At 52.9% G+C, this 20,417-nt stretch carries 12 protein-coding genes; all 12 read left to right on the top strand.

All coding sequences use genetic code 11. The annotated features are described in order from the left end of the window. The first annotated feature begins 24 nt into the window (after positions 1-24). The 12 genes from NT073_RS15815 to NT073_RS15760 all read left to right on the top strand — a co-directional run bounded on the left by NT073_RS15815 (position 25) and on the right by NT073_RS15760 (position 20,351). Entirely contained in the window at positions 25-3,090 is a 3,066-nt protein-coding gene (locus NT073_RS15815; RefSeq protein ID WP_297375299.1) for a glycosyl hydrolase, read from the top strand. Between the two features lie 64 nt (positions 3,091-3,154). Then, positions 3,155-6,349 (top strand): glycosyl hydrolase, encoded by a 3,195-nt coding sequence (locus NT073_RS15810; protein ID WP_297375297.1) that lies wholly within the window; start codon positions 3,155-3,157, stop codon positions 6,347-6,349. A gap of 99 nt (positions 6,350-6,448) precedes the next feature. Continuing rightward, positions 6,449-6,988: a hypothetical protein gene (locus NT073_RS15805; protein WP_297375295.1), complete on the top strand. Its 540-nt coding sequence runs from the start codon at positions 6,449-6,451 to the stop codon at positions 6,986-6,988. Positions 6,989-7,148: 160 nt separating this feature from the next. Next, positions 7,149-9,491 carry a TonB-dependent receptor gene (locus NT073_RS15800; RefSeq protein WP_297375293.1) on the top strand — a complete coding sequence of 781 codons (2,343 nt, stop codon included), beginning with the start codon at positions 7,149-7,151 and terminating at the stop codon, positions 9,489-9,491. Positions 9,492-9,546: 55 nt separating this feature from the next. Beyond that, complete coding sequence (locus tag NT073_RS15795; RefSeq protein WP_297375291.1) at positions 9,547-10,410, top strand: ABC transporter substrate-binding protein; 864 nt, start codon at positions 9,547-9,549, stop codon at positions 10,408-10,410. A 113-nt stretch (positions 10,411-10,523) separates the two neighbouring features. Further along, positions 10,524-11,591 carry an iron ABC transporter permease gene (locus NT073_RS15790; protein WP_297375289.1) on the top strand — a complete coding sequence of 356 codons (1,068 nt, stop codon included), beginning with the start codon at positions 10,524-10,526 and terminating at the stop codon, positions 11,589-11,591. Continuing rightward, positions 11,554-12,363 (top strand): heme ABC transporter ATP-binding protein, encoded by an 810-nt coding sequence (locus tag NT073_RS15785; protein WP_297375287.1) that lies wholly within the window; start codon positions 11,554-11,556, stop codon positions 12,361-12,363. The genes NT073_RS15790 and NT073_RS15785 overlap by 38 nt, the downstream gene beginning before the upstream one ends. A 68-nt stretch (positions 12,364-12,431) precedes the next feature. Continuing rightward, on the top strand, positions 12,432-15,680 hold the full coding sequence (locus NT073_RS15780) for a glycosyl hydrolase (protein WP_297375285.1): 3,249 nt from the start codon (positions 12,432-12,434) through the stop codon (positions 15,678-15,680). A 203-nt stretch (positions 15,681-15,883) separates the two neighbouring features. Further along, positions 15,884-16,426, top strand: a complete 543-nt coding sequence (locus tag NT073_RS15775) for a DUF3237 domain-containing protein (RefSeq protein WP_297375283.1) — start codon at positions 15,884-15,886, stop codon at positions 16,424-16,426. A gap of 24 nt (positions 16,427-16,450) precedes the next feature. Next, on the top strand, positions 16,451-17,227 hold the full coding sequence (locus NT073_RS15770; protein WP_297375282.1) for a crotonase/enoyl-CoA hydratase family protein: 777 nt from the start codon (positions 16,451-16,453) through the stop codon (positions 17,225-17,227). 49 nt (positions 17,228-17,276) lie between these two features. Continuing rightward, the gene (locus NT073_RS15765) at positions 17,277-19,151 is read left to right on the top strand and encodes a feruloyl-CoA synthase (protein WP_297375280.1); all 1,875 of its coding nucleotides are present in this window, start codon (positions 17,277-17,279) and stop codon (positions 19,149-19,151) included. Positions 19,152-19,241: 90 nt separating this feature from the next. Then, positions 19,242-20,351 carry a 5-methyltetrahydropteroyltriglutamate--homocysteine S-methyltransferase gene (locus NT073_RS15760; protein WP_297375278.1) on the top strand — a complete coding sequence of 370 codons (1,110 nt, stop codon included), beginning with the start codon at positions 19,242-19,244 and terminating at the stop codon, positions 20,349-20,351. The last annotated feature ends 66 nt before the right edge of the window (positions 20,352-20,417 follow it).

The raw sequence follows: 20,417 nt of genomic DNA, 5'->3' as shown, positions 1-20,417 counted from the left end.
TATTATCATATTCCATTTGCATGTATGAAGTATTTCGTCTTTTGCTTTCTGGCAACTAGTTGCAGTCTGTTACTTAATATCCCCCTTTGGGGTCAGCCAGCAACGAAGCCCGATACGGCCATCAACCCTGTTTTTAAAGGCATGGCCTGGCGCAACATCGGCCCAACCCGTGGTGGTAGGTCGCTGGGGTCGGCCGGATCGCCGAGCCGCAAGCAGGAATATTATTTCGGAGCCGTAGGCGGTGGCTTATGGAAAACAACCGATGGCGGCACTAGCTGGTCGCCCGTCACGGATGGCCAGTTGACCAGTTCGTCGGTAGGTGCCGTGGCCGTTGCGGAATCCAATCCTGATATCGTGTATATCGGTACGGGCGAGACCCAGCTCCGGGGTAACATCATGCAGGGCGATGGCGTCTACAAATCGACCAATGCCGGGAAGACCTGGACTAACATTGGTCTCAAAAACACTCAGGCTATTGCCCGCGTCCGTATTCACCCCACCAACCCCGATATAGTTTACGTGGCTGCGCTGGGGCACCCCTACGGCCCCAACGAAGAGCGGGGCATTTTCCGGACCACCGATGGTGGCAAAAGCTGGAAGAAAGTCCTCTACAAAAGCGACAAGGCGGGGGGCGTCGATCTGATCATCGACCGTACCAATCCCAATGTCCTCTATGCCTCGATCTGGCAGGTGTATCGAAAGCCCTGGAAAATGTGGGGGGGCGGGGGCGACTCCGGTCTGTTCAAATCGACGGACGGGGGCGAAACCTGGACCGAGCTGACCCGCAAACCGGGCATGCCTAAAGGAACCGTCGGTAAAATTGGCGTGACCGTTTCGCCCGTCGACCCTAATCGGGTGTGGGCCATCGTAGAAGCCGAAGATGGGGGCGTATATCGCTCCGACGATGCCGGTATGACATGGAAACACGTCAACGACGAGCGCAAGCTTCGCCAGCGGGCATTTTACTACTCCCGTATTTATGCTGATCCTCTCGACAAAAACGGCGTTTACTGCCTGAACGTAGACTTTTTCAAATCGTCGGACGGCGGAGTAAAATTCAATAAGTCGTTGAAGGTCCCTCATGGCGATAACCACGATTTGTGGATTGACCCGGCTGATTCGACCCGAATGATTACGTCCAATGACGGCGGTGCGGCTGTTTCGGTCAACGGCGGCAAAACCTGGACCGACGAAAACTTCCCGACCGCGCAACTCTATCACATTACGGCTACTAACGATTTCCCTTACCATGTAGCCGGTGCTCAACAGGATAACTCGACCGTAGCCGTAGCCAGTGAAGGCTGGACCAATCAGTTAGCGCGCGGTAATTCGCTTAAGAAAAACGAATGGACCTACGAAGTGGGCGGTGGCGAGTCGGGCTACATTGCACAGGACCCGAAGAACCCGAACATCTTTTACGCGGGTAGCCAGGGGGCTTTACTCACCCGCTACGACCGCACTACGGGCCAAACCCGTGATGTGCAGGTCTACCCGCGCTTCTTCTCCGGCGAACCCGCCAGTGCCCTGCCCGAACGCTGGCAGTGGACTTACCCGATTGTCTTTTCGCCCAAAGACCCCAACCGGCTGTACGTTTGCTCGCAGCATGTATGGGTATCGACCAACGAAGGCCAAAGCTGGGATAAAATCAGCCCCGACCTTACCCTGGCCGACACGGCCACGCTGGGTAAAACCGGGGGTGTAATTACCATGGACATGAACGGCCCGGAAATTTACGCGACCGTTTTCGCGCTGGCTCCCTCTTACCATGATGTCAACACGATCTGGGCGGGTTCTGACGACGGCCTGATTCATATCACCCGCGATCACGGCAAGAACTGGCAGAAAATCACCCCGCCAGACATGCCCAAACATACCCGCGTGAGCATTATCGAAGCGTCGCGGCACAAGCCCGGTACGGCCTATGTAGCAGCCAAACGCTACCAGATGGACGACCGAACGCCTTACCTCTGGAAAACGGATGACTATGGGAAGACCTGGAAAAAGATCATCAGTGGTCTCCGGGCCGATGATTACGCCCATTCCATTCGCGAAGACATAACGCGCCCCGGCTTGCTTTACGCCGGTATGGAGCATGGCATTTGGGTGTCCTTCAACGACGGCGAAACCTGGCAACCTCTGCAACTAAAACTGCCCGATACCCAAATTTCAGACATTCAGGTTACGGAGAAAGACATTGTCATTGGTACGCATGGCCGGTCGATCTACGTGCTGGACGATGTGTCTCCCGTTCGGGAGTTTACGTCCGATCTGGCTAAGAAGTCCGTTCATCTCTTCAAGCCTTACTATGCCGTTCGTCGGGTGCAGCCTGCCGTTTTCCAATACTATCTTGCAAAGAAAGCGGACAGTGTAAAAATTGAGATTCTGGATGCCGCCGGAACACTTATCCACTCGTTTACAGGCAACAAACCGACCTATCCAAAAGTTGACGAAGATGACGAAGAAGCAGGTAAACCAACGGTAAAGCTGCCTACGACAGCCACCGGTCTGAACCGCTACGAGTGGGATTTACGCTACCCCGGTGCTACGTATTTCAAAGGGATGATTATGTGGGGTGCCCGGCCTACGTCCGGTCCACTGGCCTTACCCGGCCAGTATCAGGTGCGGTTAACCGTGGGCGATCAGACGTTCACTCAACCCTTCGAAATCAAGCTTGACCCAAGACTAAAGGGTGTCTCCGAGGCCGATGTGCAGGAACAGTTCAAAATAGCGATGAAACTACGGGACGAGACCAGTAAAGCGAACGACGCGGTGATTCAGATTCGGGCCGTGAAGGAGAAGCTAGCCAAACAACCCGACAGTCCTTCCAATAAAAAGCTGAAAGAACAACTTAGCATCATCGAAGAAAACCTGTACCAGATTCGGAACCAAAGTGGTCAGGACCCGCTGAACTTCCCCATCAAGCTCAACAACCGGCTGGCGGCTCTCTGGCGCAGCATTGAATCTGGCGACGCCAAACCCACCAACGGCTCTTACAAAGTGTACGAAGAACTAACCGCCGATCTGAACAAGCAACTGGCCGAACTGGACACACTGCTCAAGACGAAAACGGCAAAAAATATTGGTATGTGATAGCGCGGGCTTGCGCAAGCCCGCGCCAAAACTCAACCTCTCACCCAGCCTCATCACCCAAACTATGTTAAAAAAGCTATCGTATCCCTTCATTTGTCTGCTGGTTCTGCTAAGCAGCCAAAAATCACAGGCTCAAACGGTCACAGCAGAGACTACGGATCCCGCTCAGGCATCCATCATGAAAGCCATGCAGTGGCGTAACATTGGTCCCTTTCGGGGAGGGCGGTCGGTTTGTGTGGCAGGTCACCCCACCGAGCGACTCGTGTTTTACATGGGTACCACCGGCGGAGGTGCGTGGAAAACAGAGAACGGTGGCATTACCTGGCAGAATATATCGGATGGATTTTTCAAGACGGGTTCTGTTGGGGCGATTGCCGTATCGAAATCAAATCCCAACATCCTGTATGTCGGTATGGGCGAGCACACGCTACGCGGTAACCTGTCGCATGGCGATGGCGTTTACAAATCAACCGATGCGGGGAAGTCCTGGAAACACATTGGCCTTTCCGATACCTACCATATTGGGCAGGTGATCATCGACCCGACCAATCCGAACATTGTGTACGTAGCGGCTCTAGGTCATGCCTTTGGTCCCAATGAAGAGCGGGGTATTTTTCGTACGCAGGATGGCGGCAAAAGTTGGAAGAAAGTCCTCTACAAAAACCCGAATGTGGGAGCCATTGACCTGACCATCGACCCGGCCAACCCCAAAACCTTATACGCATCGACCTTCGAATTCCGCCGGTTTCCGTGGGGCGTTCGGAGCGCCGGACCAGGGGCGGGTATTCATAAATCGACCGACGGGGGCGACACCTGGACCGATATTACCCGAAACGCCGGACTACCCACGGGCACCAACCGGGGCCGCATCGGACTGGCCCTTTCGCCATCCAAACCCGACCGTGTCTGGGCCATTATCGAAGCCGAGAATGAACAGACGGGCGTGTACCGGACGGACGATGCCGGGAAGAGCTGGCAGCTTGTCAGCCAGTTTGCCGACTTGTTTCAACGTCCCTGGTACTACCATCACCTCGCGGCCGACCCCAAAGACAGCGAAACCATTTGGGTGCTGAACATCGACATGTGGAAATCGAAAGATGGCGGCAAAACTTACAAAAAAGTCGACCCGCCCCATGGCGATAATCACCAGCTCTGGATTGACCCCAACGACACCAACCGAATGGTACAGGCCAACGACGGTGGCGGCACGGTCACCTTCGACGGCGGCAAATCATGGTCGAGCATTTACAACCAGCCTACTGCCCAGATGTACCACGTCATTACCGACAATAAATTTCCGTATCGGGTGTATGGCGCTCAGCAGGACAATTCGACCATTTCGGTACCCAGCCGCTCGGATTACGGAGCCATCTACCCCGATCAGAACTTCGACGTGGGCGGGGGTGAATCGGGCTATATCGCCTTCGACAAGAATGACCCCACGCTCATCTTTGCGGCCAATCACCACTGGCTTACCCGCCTGAACCTGAAAACGAATCAGCTCAAAGATGTGTCGGTCATTCCGGACGACATGTATGGTTACGGCTCGGCAGATCTGGCCTACCGCTTTCAATGGACGTATCCGGTTGTTACCTCGCCCCATAACCCGAAAGTTCTTTACGCTACTTCCCAGTATGTACACCGGTCTACGGATCAGGGCGCTAGCTGGCAGGTGATCAGTCCCAACCTCTCTCGCTCCGACCCGGCCACGCTGGAAAAAACACCGACGATGGACGACCAGTCGATTGGAAAAGACTGGGGACCCATCAAGCGCGACAATACGGGCGTAGAATGGTACGGGACCATTTTTGCCCTGGCGGAGTCACCGGTGAAAGCGGGTGTGTTGTGGTCGGGTTCCGATGACGGATACGTTCAGGTATCGACTGATAATGGCAAAACGTGGAAGAACGTCACACCGAAAGCCATGCCCGACTTTGCCCGGATCAGCATTGTCGAACCATCTCCGCACGACCCGGCAACGGCCTATGTGGCGGCTCTGAAATACAAACAGGACGATTTTCACCCTTATCTATACAAGACCAGCGATTACGGCAAAACCTGGACAAAAATCACGCAGGGCATACCGGAAGATGAGTTTACCCGCGTGATTCGTGAAGACCCCAAACGGCGCGGGCTGTTGTATGCAGGAACGGAAAAGGGCATGTATGTTTCATTCACCGATGGTGCCCGTTGGCAACCTCTCCAGTTGAATCTGCCGGTGGTCCCGATCCATGATTTGGCTATTCAGGATAACGATCTGGTGGCGGCTACCCACGGACGCTCTTTCTGGATTCTGGACGACCTGACGGTACTTCATCAACTGACGGACGAGGTGCAGAAGTCGGCGGTTCATTTATTCAAGCCCCGGCCAACCGTCCGCTTCAAAGCGGGTCTGGACCCGGCCATCAAACCTGTACCCAGCGGAGCCGATGAATTGGGCAAGAACCCACCCAATGGCGTGAAAGTCGTTTACTACCTGAAAGAGAAGCCCAAAGGCCCAATCTCACTGGCATTTCTCGATGCCAGTGGTCAACTGATCAAATCGTATAAAAGTGCCGCGCCAGTGTCCACTTCAGCTACGACGTCGAAAGACTCTTCAGCACGATCAGAGATGCGCCAACCGACACCCCCCACACGCCGGGAAACCCTGCTGCCTGCCGGGGTTGGCGGTAACTCATTCGTGTGGGAAGACATGCGCTACCCTGACCCAATTTCGTTGCAGAATTCCGTTACCCACGGCCGGGCAAAGGGGCCACTGGCGATGCCGGGTAACTATAAGGTTCAGTTGACGGTAGATGGCAAAACATACACGCAGACGTTCGATATCATCAAAGACCCGCGCATCGAAACGACGCCGGAGGAGTTTAAACAACAGTTCGACATGCTCATTAATATCCGCGAACGTATCAATGAGCTTCGGAATGGGGTGTTAACGATTCGGAAACTCCGCCAGCAACTCGACAGCGCCAGCCACTCCCCTAACGACCCGACGGTTATTGAACTGAAGGACAAACTACTGCGCATTGAAGATGCTCTATATCAGTTCCGGGCAAAAGCCAATCAGGATTTAACGAACCACCCCGTTCGATTAAACACTAAATTTACGGCTCTGGGCGGCTTCGTTGAATCGGACGATTCGAAACCAACGCAACAGCAAAAAGACCAGTACAACAGCCTGTCGAAAACGCTGGACGAACAGCTAAAAGCCCTGGAAAACCTCAAGCCAACGATTCAAAGTAAAATCAGACCGAATGGTTGAGATTAAAGCGTAACTACCCTACGGCTGCGGCCGACCGTCCCCGACCCCTCCCCTTTTTTAAAGGGAGGGGTGACTACCCCCTCTTCTGGCCTGCGCCCAATGCCTCAAAGCCGTTTTCATATCACCCGAATTTTGTTCGCTGCTGCCATGCTGGCAGTGCTGAGTGTATGCGGCTATTATTACGGGCTGGAACTGCTGGCGAAATGGGCCTTTGCACACCAGACCTATTTTGCTACCGACGAACTGATTTTGATCGCCGTCCCAAATTCCGACCTGACCGCCGAAACGGCTGAGCTGCTTCACAAAGGCGAATTTGAATGGAAGGGCGAAATGGTCGATGTACTCCACCGGGAAATTCGTTCGGATACACTCTTTGTGTATGGCTTCCGGGATAAAGCCGAAACACTGGTACATAAGGAAGCGGCCTGGCTCTACAAAGACGCCCATCACCCCTACCGACGCTCCAACACCCGAACCAAGCGGCTGAAATGGGTAAGCCTTATCAATCCTGCTTTTCAGGGGTATGTTGATCCTCAGGCGGCTGTGCGTTTTTTCGACAAACAGTTCTTCTTTTCTTACGCAGCCGCGCCCGCCACGGCCCCGCTGCTGGAGGTCCCCTACCCTCCGCCCAATGCATAAACTCCTGTACGTTTTTCTTATCTGGCCTTTCGGCCAGTAGACTGGTTTTGGGTTTTGCGTAGGGTGTTATAAACGCCATATCCTGAAGATATGGCGTTTATAACACCCTACGCAAAACCCAAAACCAACAGGATTTTTATGTCTCTAATCAACAGCCTGTATGAAATTTATATATCTCCGCTATTTCGTTTTTTCAGTATTTATAGTCCTCCTCACCACAGCCGGATATGCCCAAATTACCATCACCGGTCGGGTGGTCGACCCCACAAATTCGCAACCCATCACGGGGGCTTCGGTACTAGTCAGTGGTAGCTCGCGCGGTACGACTGCCAATGACAAAGGCCAGTTTGAACTGAGTGCCAGCGAAGGCGATCAACTACAGATTTCGGCCATTGGCTACCAGACTCAAACGGTAAAAATCAAAGCCACAACCCGCACGCTGACCATCGAACTGGAATCGTCGAACATCGACCTCAATGAAGTCATCGTCTCCGGGTATTCAACGCCCCAGACGATCCAGCGAACGGCCGGTGCCGTTGGTCTGGTCACCAGTCGCGATATTCAGCGGACGAGCGGCATCCATCTGCAAAACTTCGTGAACCTGATTCCGGGGGTAAAGGTAGAGATGCGCACCGTCGCTGCGGGTAACCGGATTGTGATTCGGGGCTATGGCAACCAGACAAACTTTAACGGTGTCGGCTACAAGGCGTACCTGAACGACATTCCGCTAACAGACGGCGATGGCACGACCTTTCTGGACGATGTTGATTTCACGAACCTGAGCCGTGTCGAGATCCTTAAAGGACCGGCTTCCAGTTCGTACGGCAATGCCCTGGGCGGGGTGGTAAACTTCTACACCGAACGCGCCCCGATCGGCAAAACGAGCATCAGCCAACAGGTACTGGCGGGATCTTACGGGCTGTTCCGGACGAACACATCTATCAAAACCGGCTCCGACAATACCAGCCTGAACATTAACTACGGACATCAGAAATACGACGGGTTCCGGCTGCACGGCACCTCGAAGAAAGATTTCCTGAACATTACCAGCGACACCTACCTGAGTCAGAAACGGTCGATGTCGGTCTTCGTGGGCTACACCAATTCGTATGATCTGCTGTCGGGGCAGGTGGACAGCCTGAACCTGATCGCTCATCCCGATACAGCCGAAGTGGCCTATATTGCCAACAACGCCAGTATCAAAACCGAAAGTGCGCGGGTGGGTATCAGCCACAACTACCAGTTTACGGACCGATTCTCTAACAGAACTACGCTGTTCGTAGGTGGGCAGGTCATTGACCAGCCGTTTGCCGCCGGGGTCAACAAAACCAACAAGTTCAAGTTTGGCGGCCGGACGGTCTTCGCATATACCAACGATGCCAGCACCTTGAAACCGACGTTCAGCATTGGGGCCGAATTTCTGAAGAACTTCAACTATGCCAAGGGGTACGGTTTGTCGAACGGTATTCTGGGCGCCCTTCGCTCAGACCTCGAAATTCAGGCCATGCAGTATAACGTGTTCGCTCAGGCAGCGCTGCAACTGGCACCGCAACTCACGCTATCGGCAGGCGCTGGCCTGAATTATGTTGAATACGGTATTACCGATATGCGGGCCAGTACCACAACGCCCGCTTACGTCAACGCGTCGGGTTACAACCGCTTTAAACCGGTGCTGACTCCGCGCGTGGCGCTTGCTTATCAGGTTACTAATACGGTTTCGCTCTACGCTAGTGCCAGTCAGGGCTATTCGGCACCGGCCACCAACCAGGTCGTGATTGCCCAGACGGGTGTAGTTAACTACAACCTCCGTCCGGAAACGGGTACCAGTTACGAAATTGGCAGCAAAGGCAGCTTGCTAACCAAAGCCCTGACCTACGAAATTGCGTATTTCAGCATGGCCGTAACAGACAAACTTATCCCGCAGAACTTCCCGGCCACACCCACATCGCCCGCCTACACCCTGACCGCCAACGCGGGTAAAGTGCAGCATAACGGACTTGAACTGGCGGTTCAGTATGCCTACCGTCCCACAACCGGAGCCATCTCCCTGATTCGTCCATTCGTGTCATACACCTATAACGATTTCTACTACAAGGATTACAGGAGCGATAATAACGGCGATGCGAAAACGATCAATTATACTGGCAAGAAAGAGTCGGGTATTGCGCCCAACCTGCTAAACGCCGGTTTCGATCTGGAGGTACGACCCGGTTTCTACCTGAACGGCACGATGATGTACGTCGATAAAATGCCAATTACGCTGGCCAACGATCATTTTGCCAAAGCGTACACGCTGGTCAATGGGAAAGTTGGTTACCGGAGTGCGCTGGGGAGTCATTTCAGCCTGGATGTGTACGTTGGTTCGGACAACATGCTAAGCAGCACGTACTCGTCGCTAATCTTCCTGAATCTGCCCAACCCGGCCAATAACCGGCCATTGTTCTTCAACCCGGCCCCAAAAATCACGTTTTATTCGGGCGCTATGCTGAAGTATACTTTTTAGCCTACCCTGCGGACGTGGCCGTCCAGGCTACATAAAACCACAAACCAATTCAATTATGAAAATTTCCCGATTAAGCATACTCATCCTCATCGCTGGCATTGCCGCCTGTACCTCCAGCCAGAAAGACCAGTCCGAAACCACTGGCAAACAGCGCATCGTTTGCGTAGCCAAGCAGTTAACCGAACTAATTTATGCGCTCGGTGCGGGCGACCAACTGGTGGGTGTCGACCTGTCGAGTACGTATCCGCCAGCCGCGCAGAAGCTGACGAAAGTAGGCTATCACCGGCTGTTGAATGCCGAAGGCATTATTGCCCTCAAACCAACCGTTGTCTACCACGATGGCAACGTGGCCCCCGAAGCTGTGATGACCCAACTGGAAAAAGTGGGTGTGCCGATGAAAGTATTCAAAGACGCCCATACCATCCCTGAAGTTAAAGCATTGTTTGACACACTGGCTAGTCAGTTTGGCGCCCAAAAGCAGGCCGACAGTCTGAAGACAAAACTGGATGCCGACCTGGCCAAAGCAGCAACCGATGTGAAGCAATACAAAACAGTACCTAAGGTGGCGATCATTCACTTCGGTCGGGTCATCAACAACTATCTGGTTATCGGCAAAGCAGGAACAGCCTCATACATGCTCGATCTGGCGGGTGGCAAAAACGTGATGGACACACTAAAGGGCATGAAACCCCTCAGCCCGGAAATCATCAGCAAAGCACAGCCCGATATTATTTTAGTTACCGATTTCGGTTACGACCGTATGGGCAATGCCGACAAACTGGCCACCCTTCCCGGCATTGCATTGACCCCAGCGGGTAAAAACAAAAAGATTTACCGGATTGAAGAACATGATCTCATCTACCTCGGCCCCCGCACGGGCGAGAATGTGCAACTGCTCATGAAGTTGATCCACCAGTAGGGTGTTTGTGGAGTTTTATGGTGTCGGGTCCTCAGACCCGACACCACCGAAAGAACCCGACCCAACTTTCACTCACTCAACTACTCCGCTAAACCCGACAAGCCCCGCCAACTATGAAAACACCCCCTCTGTCACCCGGCCAATGGTACGGCACCCTTACCGCGTTGCTCCTGCTATCCATTATAGCCGCCCTGCGGATTGGTGCCGTTGAGTTGACGTTTGCCGACATTAACCACATTCTGCTCAACGGCCTTGGGCTGTCAGACACAACAGTCGACCCCATCTCGCAGGGACTTTTTCTACAGATTAGGTTACCCCGTGTGCTGCTTTGTGCTACGGTTGGGGCTGGGTTGTCGGTGTCGGGGGTGTTGATGCAGGCGCTCTTTCGGAACCCGATTGTGGAGCCGGGGCTTGTGGGTACCAGCTCTGGAGCAGCTCTGGGTGCTGCCCTGGTGTTTGTACTGGGCAAGAATATCAACTGGGCATTTACCGACGCGCTAGGCCTGTTTTTACTCCCCTGTGTTGCTTTTATTTTCGCCTTCGTAGCGACATTGCTGGTGTATCGGATTGCATCTGTCAGCGGTAAAGTCAACGTGGCGACCATGATTCTGGCGGGTATCGCCATCAATGCCCTCGCTACCGGCGGAACAGGTTTTCTATCGTACATCGCCCGCGACCCACAGGCTCGTTCCATTACTTTCTGGAATTTAGGTACATTCTCGGGGGCCGACTGGACGCAGTTGGCTATCGTTTTCCCGGTAACCTCGGTGGGGATTTTACTTTCGCTACGGTTCACCAAAGCGTTGAATATCCTGATTCTGGGCGAGGATGAAGTACGGCATCTGGGCTACAACATCGACCGGCTCAAAATTCAGGTGCTGCTGCTGAACACCTTGCTGGTAGCCATTGGTACGGCCATGGTTGGCGTCATTTCGTTCGTTGGGCTGGTGGTGCCTCATTTAATGCGCCTGTTAAAAACGTCCGACAACCGGTTTCTGGTAATTTCGTCGGCCCTGCTGGGCGGCTCCCTGCTTACCCTGGCCGATACCATTGCCCGGAGGTTGGTCGCACCCGCCGAGTTTCCGATTGGCGTAATCACCGCCTTTGTGGGTGCGCCCGTATTTATATGGCTGCTCGTTCGCAATGCCCGCTCGTTTCAGAAAGGAGGTTTTTATGCTTAAAGCCGAACACCTGTCGTTCCAGATTGGTCGGCAGACATTAATCGACGATGTTTCGCTCACGCTGTTACCCGGTAAGTTTACGATGGTTCTGGGTCCCAACGGAGCCGGAAAGAGCACCCTGCTCAAATTATTGACGGGCACCGAAATCCCGAAAACAGGCCAGATCTTTTATGATGAAACCCTGCTTTTCTCCATTCCGCTCGCTATCCAGGCGCGACAGAAAGCTGTCCTCTCTCAACTGTTGTCTCTGCCCTTCGATCTGAGTGTGACGGAGGTTGTCATGATGGGCCGGTATCCGTATTTCGATCTCAACCCGAGGGAACAGGACAAGATGATTGCCGACCATTGCCTGGAGTTGGTTGGTATGCTTCCCTTCAAAGCCCGCGCCTTTGCGTCACTCTCCGGAGGTGAGAAACAAAAGGTTCATCTGGCGCGAGTGCTGGCGCAGTTGTACCGCCAGCCCGGTGACGAATCGGTTAAGTACCTCTTTTTGGACGAGCCCATATCGGCCCTGGATATTCATTATCAGCATCAGATTCTGGGTATGGTGCGTGATCTAGCCGCAAAAAATATGGTGGTGTTTGTCATCGTCCACGACATCAACTTAGCCTTACAATACGCCGATAATGTAATTCTGATGGATCGGGGCCGTCTGTACGACATGGGGATTCCAGACAAGGTACTTACTGAACAATCGATTGAAGCGGTTTTCAGGATTCGTCCGTATTTCGCCACACACCCCGAAACCGGGCGCAGGGTGATGATTTGTTAGTTTATCCGAACGGCCCAACGCTCGATTTACACTATCTTAGCCGTCTGCAATTCAACAAACGGCTCCCTATGCGAACTATCTTACTTATACTTTACTCCGTCCTATTAATCAGTCCATTACTGGCACAAAAGCCTAAACTGGCCAAACCGGTTTCAACCTCCAGTATCGAAGGGGCGGAGAATATCGACCCTTACTTTAAGCCCGTCAAATGGCGGAACATCGGCCCCTTTCGCGGAGGGCGCTCCGTAGCCGGATCGGGCGTGAGCAGCGATCCGCAACTCTATTACATGGGTACCGTTGGCGGGGGCATCTGGAAAACAGACGACGCCGGTATGACCTGGAAAAACGTCTCCGACGGGCAGCTTAAAACGTCATCTGTCGGAGCTATCGGCATTTGTGAATCCGACCCCGCCGTTGTGTATGTAGGAATGGGTGAGCACGCACCCCGTGGCGTGATGACCTCCTACGGCGATGGGGTCTATAAATCGACCGATGCGGGTAAAACCTGGCAGCACCTCGGCCTTGACCTCACGCGCCACATTGCCGCCGTTCGGGTACACCCCCAAAATCCAGATATTGCCTTCGTAGCCGCACAGGGCGCCCTGCACGGTTCCTCGCCTGATCGGGGTATTTATAAAACAACCGATGGTGGTAAGTCCTGGAAGAAAGTGCTGTTCGTGGATGAAAACACGGGCTGCAACGATCTGAGCATGGACATGACCAACCCGCGCATTCTCTACGCATCCATGTGGGATTACCGCCGGTTGCCCTGGCAGGTGCAAAGCGGTGGCAAAGGCAGTGGCCTCTACAAATCGACCGACGCGGGTGAAACCTGGACGAAGCTCGAAAAGGGTTTGCCGAAAGAGCTCGGCAAAATGGGCATTTCGGTATCGAAAGCCAATCCGAATCGGGTGTACGCCGTGATTGAATCCGATTCAAAAGCCGACAAAGGGGGCGTTTTCCTCTCCGAAGATGCCGGTAAAAGCTGGAACCGGGTGAGCAAAGACCACCGCACCATTCAGCGGGCTTGGTATTACATCGAAATATACGCCGACCCGGTCGACGAAAATACGGTCTATATCCTAAATACCTCCGTCCTGAAATCCATCGACGGCGGCAAGACCTTCTCCACCATTCCCGGTTCGCACGGCGACCACCATCACCTTTGGATTAACCCGAAGAACAATAAAAACCTGTTTTTGAGTAACGACGGGGGCGCTGCCGTTTCCTTTAACGGCGGCAAATCGTGGTCGTCGGAGAACAACCAGCCGACGGCGCAATTCTACCGCGTGAACGCCGACAACCGCTTTCCGTATTATGTGTACGGTGGTCAGCAGGACAACACCTCAGTCATGATCGCCAGCCGAAGCACAAACGGCAGCGGCATCACCGATAAAGACTGGGAAGCTTCCGCCGGTGGCGAAAGTGCGTTCCTCGCCTTTAACCCCGACGATCCGCGTCATGTTATGGGCGGTAGTTATCAGGGCACCATCGAAGTGCTTGACCAGCAAACCAAGGAAGGGAAACCCATCATGGTATCGCCCATTCAGTACCAGGCATTGCAGGCCAAGACCATGAAATACCGGTTCAACTGGAACGCACCCATCATCTGGTCGAAACACGAACCGAATGCCTTTTACCATGCCGGAAACCGACTCTTCAAAACCACCGACCTCGGAAAAAGCTGGTCCATCGCATCGCCCGATCTGACCCGGCACGACTCCACCAAACTCGGCTGGGGCGGGGCACCCTACACCAACGAAGGAGCCGGTGGCGAAAACTACGCGACCATCACCTATGTCCTCGAATCACCTTCCGAAAAAGGCGTTATCTGGACCGGCAGCGACGACGGACTGGTATACCTCACCCGCGACGGGGGATCTACCTGGATCAACGTGACGCCGACGGGTTTGCCCGAAACGCTCATAAACTCTATCGAAGTATCACCCCATGACAAGGCCACGGCCTACATTGCCACCACCCGGTATAAGTTCAACGATTTTGCCCCGGCCATCTATAAAACTGCCGATTACGGCAAAACCTGGACGAAAATTGTAACGGGCATTCCCTACGGCGCGTTCACCCGCACCGTTCGCGAAGACCCCGAACGGAAAGGGCTGTTGTATGCCGGAACCGAAACCGGTGTTTTTGTATCCTACAATGGCGGCACCAACTGGCGTCCCATGCAGCTTAACCTCCCCGTAAGCCCCGTTACTGATCTAAAAGTCCATCAGGGCGATTTGATTGCGGCTACCGCTGGTCGGTCTTTCTGGATTCTGGACGACCTCGGCCCCATCCGACAATTCAATGAGAAAGCCAGTAAAGACAGTTTGCTCGTTTACAAGCCGGAAGATACCTACCGCGTGTCGGGTGGTAGTTCGCTGGATAAGATTATCGAAGACGACGATGATGAAGACGCAGGCAGCAGTCCCGGACGAAGTGGCTTTGCCGGAACCAACCCGGCAACGGGTGTAGTAATCTACTACCAACTGCCCGCCAAGGTGGATACCAGCGCCACACTGACGATGGACATCCTGTCTGACCAGGGGGCCGTTGTCCGAAAGTTGAGTAGCAAGAAAGACAAGAAGTTTGTGTCCTTTCCCGGGGGGCCCTCGCCCGAACCAACACTGACCGTGAAGCCGGGCCTGAATCGGTTTGTGTGGGACATGCGCGCCGAAACATTACCAGCCATCGAAAAAGTGTTTATCGAGGGGAACTACAAAGGGCGTAAGCTGCCTCCGGGTGCCTATAAAGCTACGATCAGGTTTAGCAAGCAGGAGAAGACTGCACCATTTAAAATCCTGCCCGACCCACGCCTGAACACCACACCTGCCGATTACGAGCAGCAGCAGAAAACGCTGATTGGCATTGAAGATGGTGTGAAGGAGATTCACCTCGGCGTAAACCGGATGCGCAAAGCCCAGAAGCAGATCATCGATCTGGTCGACCTGATCGATGACAAGCCCAACCTTAAAGCCGTTGCGGATTCTGGTCGGGCACTGGCAAAGAAGATCAAGCTGTGGGAAGAAAAAGTCATTCAGCCAAAGTCGCAGTCGAACGACGACGTGATCAACTTCGAAAATAAACTCAGCGCTGACTACATCTTCCTCAAAGGCGAGCTGGATGTCAACACGCCGTACGTAACGGCTGGGCAAAAAGAGCGCCTGTCAGAATTGAACGCTATCTGGCAACCGCTGAAAACGGACATGAACATGCTGATTCAGAATGATATTGCCCGGTTCAACAACCAGTGTCGGCAAGCGCAGTTAGAAAAGGTTACGGTGCCGGACATCGCTATTTCAGTTCCAAAGCAATAGAGCATTTATTGCCAGTTTTACGTCTTCGCGTAGAAAGCTGACAGCCATCTGTCAGCTTTCTTTTGTTTTCCACCATCGTGTTTATCTCTCGATAAGTAATCCTTATTGGCGAATCATAAAAAACGATTAGACTTTAACAATATAATTTTAGACTATTGCAAGCCTTACTATTGCTCTTATTCCTGGTCTTTTTATTTCCTATCATGAGTCATCTGCTAAAATATGGCTATATCTATATCCTGCTGGCAATTGGTAGCTATCAGGCTTTCGCCCAACCGGTTCAGACCCCACCAGCTCCCGGTCTATCGTTTGTCGGGCAGTTGAACGTAAAAATTGGACCGGCCTATGTTGTCGGCGAAACCCCGCATGGTACGCGTCGAATCATTCCTATACTAGGCGGTACGGTCGAGGGCCCCGGTCTGAAGGGTGAAATTCTGCCCGGTGGCTCCGATTGGCAGATTGTCCGAAAAGATGGCGTTGCCGAACTGGAAGCGCATTACCAATTCAAGACCAACGATGGGACTATCATCTACATAAAAAACGTGGGTTTACGCGTCGCCACGCCCGAGGTAGCGGCTCGTATCAGCCGGGGTGAGTCTGTCAGTCCGAGTGAGTACTACTTCCGGGCGATTCCCAAATTCGAAGCACCCGCCGGAAAATACGACTGGATGAACAACGCTATTTTTATCTGTACAGCCTTCCGCAATCCCGAAAACGTAGTTATTCAGGTCTGGAAAGTCCTTTAGCCAAACGCAATAAACCCCTCTTTTATGCCCGACCCATCAGCATGGCTGAACGTCGAACAACAAGACGAATTACTGATCGTGACCATCAATCGTCCTGAAAAACGGAATGCGATCAATGATGCATTACTACTACAGCTTGAAACCGTTTTTACGACAATTCCCAATGGCGTAAAAACCGCCGTTTTGTGTGCCGAAGGTCCACATTTCAGCGCTGGCCTTGACCTGTCGGAACTACAGGAACGGGATATTGTGGCTGGATTGCACCACTCCCGCATGTGGCATCGGGTACTGGATCGGATTCAGTTTGGTACGGTGCCTGTCGTGGCTGTATTAAAAGGGGCTTGTGTGGGTGGTGGACTCGAAATTGCTTCAGCCTGTCATATTCGTGTTGCCGAGCAAAGCACATTTTATGCGTTACCCGAAGGGCAGCGAGGCATTTTTGTGGGTGGCGGAGCATCGGTCAGGCTTCCTAAATTGATTGGTACGAGCCGCATGGCCGACATGATGTATACGGGTCGGGTGATTTCGGCCGATGAAGGTGTCTGGATGGGGCTTTCGCAGTATGTGGTAATGGATAATGACGGCCTGGCAAAAGGTATTGAGCTGGCAAAACGCATTGCTCAAAATGCACCCATGACCAATTACGCACTCATGCATGTGCTGCCCCGCATTGCGGATTCTTCCCAATCAGAAGGGCTATTGATGGAAAGCCTGATGGCGACCATAGCCCAATCATCGACCGAAGCAAAAGACAGACTCCGCGATTTTCTGGCAGGACGAGCAAAAAAAGTAGGCGAGTAACAACAACCCATAGCTTTAGCTGTGGAAAATCAGCGCGCAAAAGATTTTCATGTTACAAACCGATTTATCGGTTTATCATCCCACTATTTACATGTCGTTCAAGCAAATTGCCTTCGGCCCAACGAAAACCCACAAGACGCTTCATGCCGACGGGTCTATCCGGTTGCGGCTTGAACAACCATTGGGTAGCTATCCTGAAAAGCTTACCGAAAAGCTCGTATACTGGGCGCAGACGAAACCCGCCCAGACGTTTCTGGCCCGACGTAATACTGCCGGTGAATGGGTCGAATACACCTACGAAAAGACGCTGGCTGTGGTAAAATCCATCGCCCAATACCTGCTGAATCAGCAACTGGGGCCGGATGATACGCTGGTCATTTTATCCGAAAATAGCCTGGAACATGCGCTTTTGGCCCTGGCGGCTGTGCATGTGGGTATCCCCTACTCCCCAATATCGTCCCCTTACTCCCTAATTTCGAAGGATTTGGGGCGGTTGCAGCATTGTCTGAAAGCTATGACGCCCAAGGTTATTTTCGCCCAGGATAGTCAAGTATACGATCGTGCCCTTTCGCTAGCGAAGTCGCTGTTTCCGGATGCCATCATCATTACCGTTAATAACGATGACAAGCACACCAGCTTTGACAAGGTGCTTGCCACCAAACCAACCGAAGCAGTGGAGCAGGCGTTTGTCCGTGTTACGGCCGATTCGGTGGCCAAAGTGCTGTTCACGTCCGGTTCAACGGGTTTACCCAAGGGCGTCATCAACACACACCGCATGTGGTGCGCTAATTTGCAGCAGATTACGCAGGTATTTCCGTTTATGACGACAGCCTCCCCCGTATTGATCGACTGGCTTCCGTGGAATCATACGTTCGGAGGTAACCACAATCTGGGACTGGCACTCTACAACGGCGGCACCTTGTACATCGACGATGGTAAACCAACCCCATCGGGTATCGAAACCACGGTGCAGAACCTGCGGGAAATTTCACCGACGGTCTATTTCAATGTCCCCAAAGGCTTTGAAATGCTGATCCCTTATTTCGAGCGTGACCCGGATCTGCGTAAAACGTTTTTTGCCCGGCTGAATATGCTGTTCTATGCCGGGGCAAGTTTGGCGCAACCCATCTGGAATCGGCTGGAGGAGTTGGCCGTGGAAACTATTGGCGAACGAATTCCAATCATAACCGGCCTGGGCTGTACCGAATCGGGTCCATCGGCCATGTTTGCTAACTGGGGCGGTAGCTTTTCGGGACTACTCGGTGTGCCGGTGGCGGGCATGGACGTAAAACTCGTGCCCGACGGCGATAAGCTCGAAGCCCGGTATAAAGCACCCAACGTTACACCCGGTTACTGGCGCAATACGGAAGCCACACAGAACGCGTTTGATGAAGAAGGCTATTATAAAACCGGTGATGCGGTACGATTTCGCTGCGAAGACGATCCCGATCAGGGCCTCCTATTTGATGGTCGTATTGCCGAAGATTTCAAGCTTTCGACCGGCACCTGGGTCAATGTGGGTATTCTCAAAGCGAAAATCATTTCGGCCGGGGCACCTATCGTGCAGGACGTAGTTATTGCCGGCCTCGACCGGGCGCATGTGGGCATTCTGCTGTTCCTGAACGCCGATGCCTGCCGACGCTTAGCCAATTTATCGCCAAACTTGCCAGATAAAGAGGTATTTCAACATCCGGCGATCAACGACTTTGTCGACGCGCTGCTGATTATCCTGAACAAAACGGCCAAAGGCACCTCAGATCGCATTGAACGGGCTATCATCGCCCTTGAAGCGCCCTCCATTGACCTGGGGGAGATTACAGATAAAGGCTCACTCAATCAGCGGGCTATCCTTAAACACCGGGCAGAATTACTAAATCAACTGTATAATTTGAGTGAAGAACTATGTGTAAAGAGTCAAAAATAAAGGGGAAATAAAGTTTACTCTCCAAAGAATCTTAGCGCTGGTTAAGTATTTGTTCTTCGCTCCCACCTTCTAATTTCTAATCCCTAAAACATGAAAACCCCTCCTTTTCGCGCCGACCATGTTGGTAGCCTGTTAAGAACGACCGAAGTAAAAGAGAATCGCCTGAAATTGAAAAAAGGCGAAATTTCGGCTGAAGAACTCCGGGCCATTGAAGATACCGCTATTGCCGAAACGGTTAAAAAGCTCGAAGCCACCGGTATGCGCTCCATTACAGATGGCGAATTTCGACGGGATTATTTTCATCTTGATTTTCTGAAAGAACTATCGGGCGTAACGGTCACGGGCGGTATCGACGCCAACCCCAATGCTAAAGCAGCCAGTGACGGATTCACGCCCCCCGTATTGAGCGTAACGGGAAAGCTTCAGCACGTGAAAGACATTCAGGTGGCTGATTTCAACTTCCTGAAATCGGTTACGACACAAACCCCCAAAGTGTCCATTCCGTCGCCAACAATGATTCACTTCCGGGGTGGACGAAAATCAATCGATATCAATTCATATCCAGATATGGACGAGTTTTTTCACGACCTGGCGGTAGCCTATCGGGAAGAAATCGACCACTTGTACAAAGCGGGTCTCCGGTATCTGCAACTGGACGATACAAACCTGGCCTACCTCTGCGACCCTAAAATGCGCGCTGCAGCCGTTGGCCGGGGAGAAGACCCGAACGAATTGCCCCGCACCTATGCCGCGCTGATCAACTCGGTTATCGACAACCGGCCCGACGACTTAACGGTGGGTATTCACTTGTGCCGGGGAAACTACCGTAGCACCTGGTTTGCCGAAGGTGGGTACGAGCCGGTAGCCGAAGTGCTTTTCAACGAAATCAACGTCGACGCTTATTTTCTTGAGTACGACGACGAGCGCTCCGGCGATTTCGCCCCTTTGCGTTTCGTTCCGAAGGAGAAAATGGTGGTATTGGGTATAGTATCCTCAAAGGTGCGTGAGTTGGAGAATATAGACGACCTATGCAAACGCATTGACGAAGCAGCCCAATACATGCCCCTCGATAACCTGTGCGTGAGTCCGCAATGCGGTTTCTCGTCAACGCATCACGGCAACGACCTGACTCACAACGACCAGTGGCGAAAAATTGAACTGGTCGTCAATACGGCGGTAAAAGTGTGGGGAACAGCCTAGATGTCCGTTAGGGCCTAAACAGCGAAGCGTTGGTGAAGGAAACTACCGACGCTTCGCCGTCAAGCT

It is taken from the genome of Spirosoma sp. (assembly GCF_026391055.1).
GTDB lineage: Bacteria > Bacteroidota > Bacteroidia > Cytophagales > Spirosomataceae > Spirosoma.
Note: the sequence above shows the minus strand (reverse complement) of the source record. Positions and strands in the feature narration are given on the sequence as shown.

Bases quoted from the DNA above. Each gene is read 5' to 3' on its own strand.
- NT073_RS15800 (WP_297375293.1), top strand. From the start codon at position 7,149: ATGAAATTTATATATCTCCGCTATTTCGTTTTTTCAGTATTTATAGTC.
- NT073_RS15780 (WP_297375285.1), top strand. From the start codon at position 12,432: ATGCGAACTATCTTACTTATACTTTACTCCGTCCTATTAATCAGTCCA.
- NT073_RS15795 (WP_297375291.1), top strand. From the start codon at position 9,547: ATGAAAATTTCCCGATTAAGCATACTCATCCTCATCGCTGGCATTGCC.
- NT073_RS15805 (WP_297375295.1), top strand. From the start codon at position 6,449: ATGCCTCAAAGCCGTTTTCATATCACCCGAATTTTGTTCGCTGCTGCC.
- NT073_RS15815 (WP_297375299.1), top strand. From the start codon at position 25: ATGAAGTATTTCGTCTTTTGCTTTCTGGCAACTAGTTGCAGTCTGTTA.
- NT073_RS15785 (WP_297375287.1), top strand. From the start codon at position 11,554: ATGCCCGCTCGTTTCAGAAAGGAGGTTTTTATGCTTAAAGCCGAACAC.
- NT073_RS15790 (WP_297375289.1), top strand. From the start codon at position 10,524: ATGAAAACACCCCCTCTGTCACCCGGCCAATGGTACGGCACCCTTACC.
- NT073_RS15770 (WP_297375282.1), top strand. From the start codon at position 16,451: ATGCCCGACCCATCAGCATGGCTGAACGTCGAACAACAAGACGAATTA.
- NT073_RS15760 (WP_297375278.1), top strand. From the start codon at position 19,242: ATGAAAACCCCTCCTTTTCGCGCCGACCATGTTGGTAGCCTGTTAAGA.
- NT073_RS15810 (WP_297375297.1), top strand. From the start codon at position 3,155: ATGTTAAAAAAGCTATCGTATCCCTTCATTTGTCTGCTGGTTCTGCTA.
- NT073_RS15765 (WP_297375280.1), top strand. From the start codon at position 17,277: ATGTTACAAACCGATTTATCGGTTTATCATCCCACTATTTACATGTCG.
- NT073_RS15775 (WP_297375283.1), top strand. From the start codon at position 15,884: ATGAGTCATCTGCTAAAATATGGCTATATCTATATCCTGCTGGCAATT.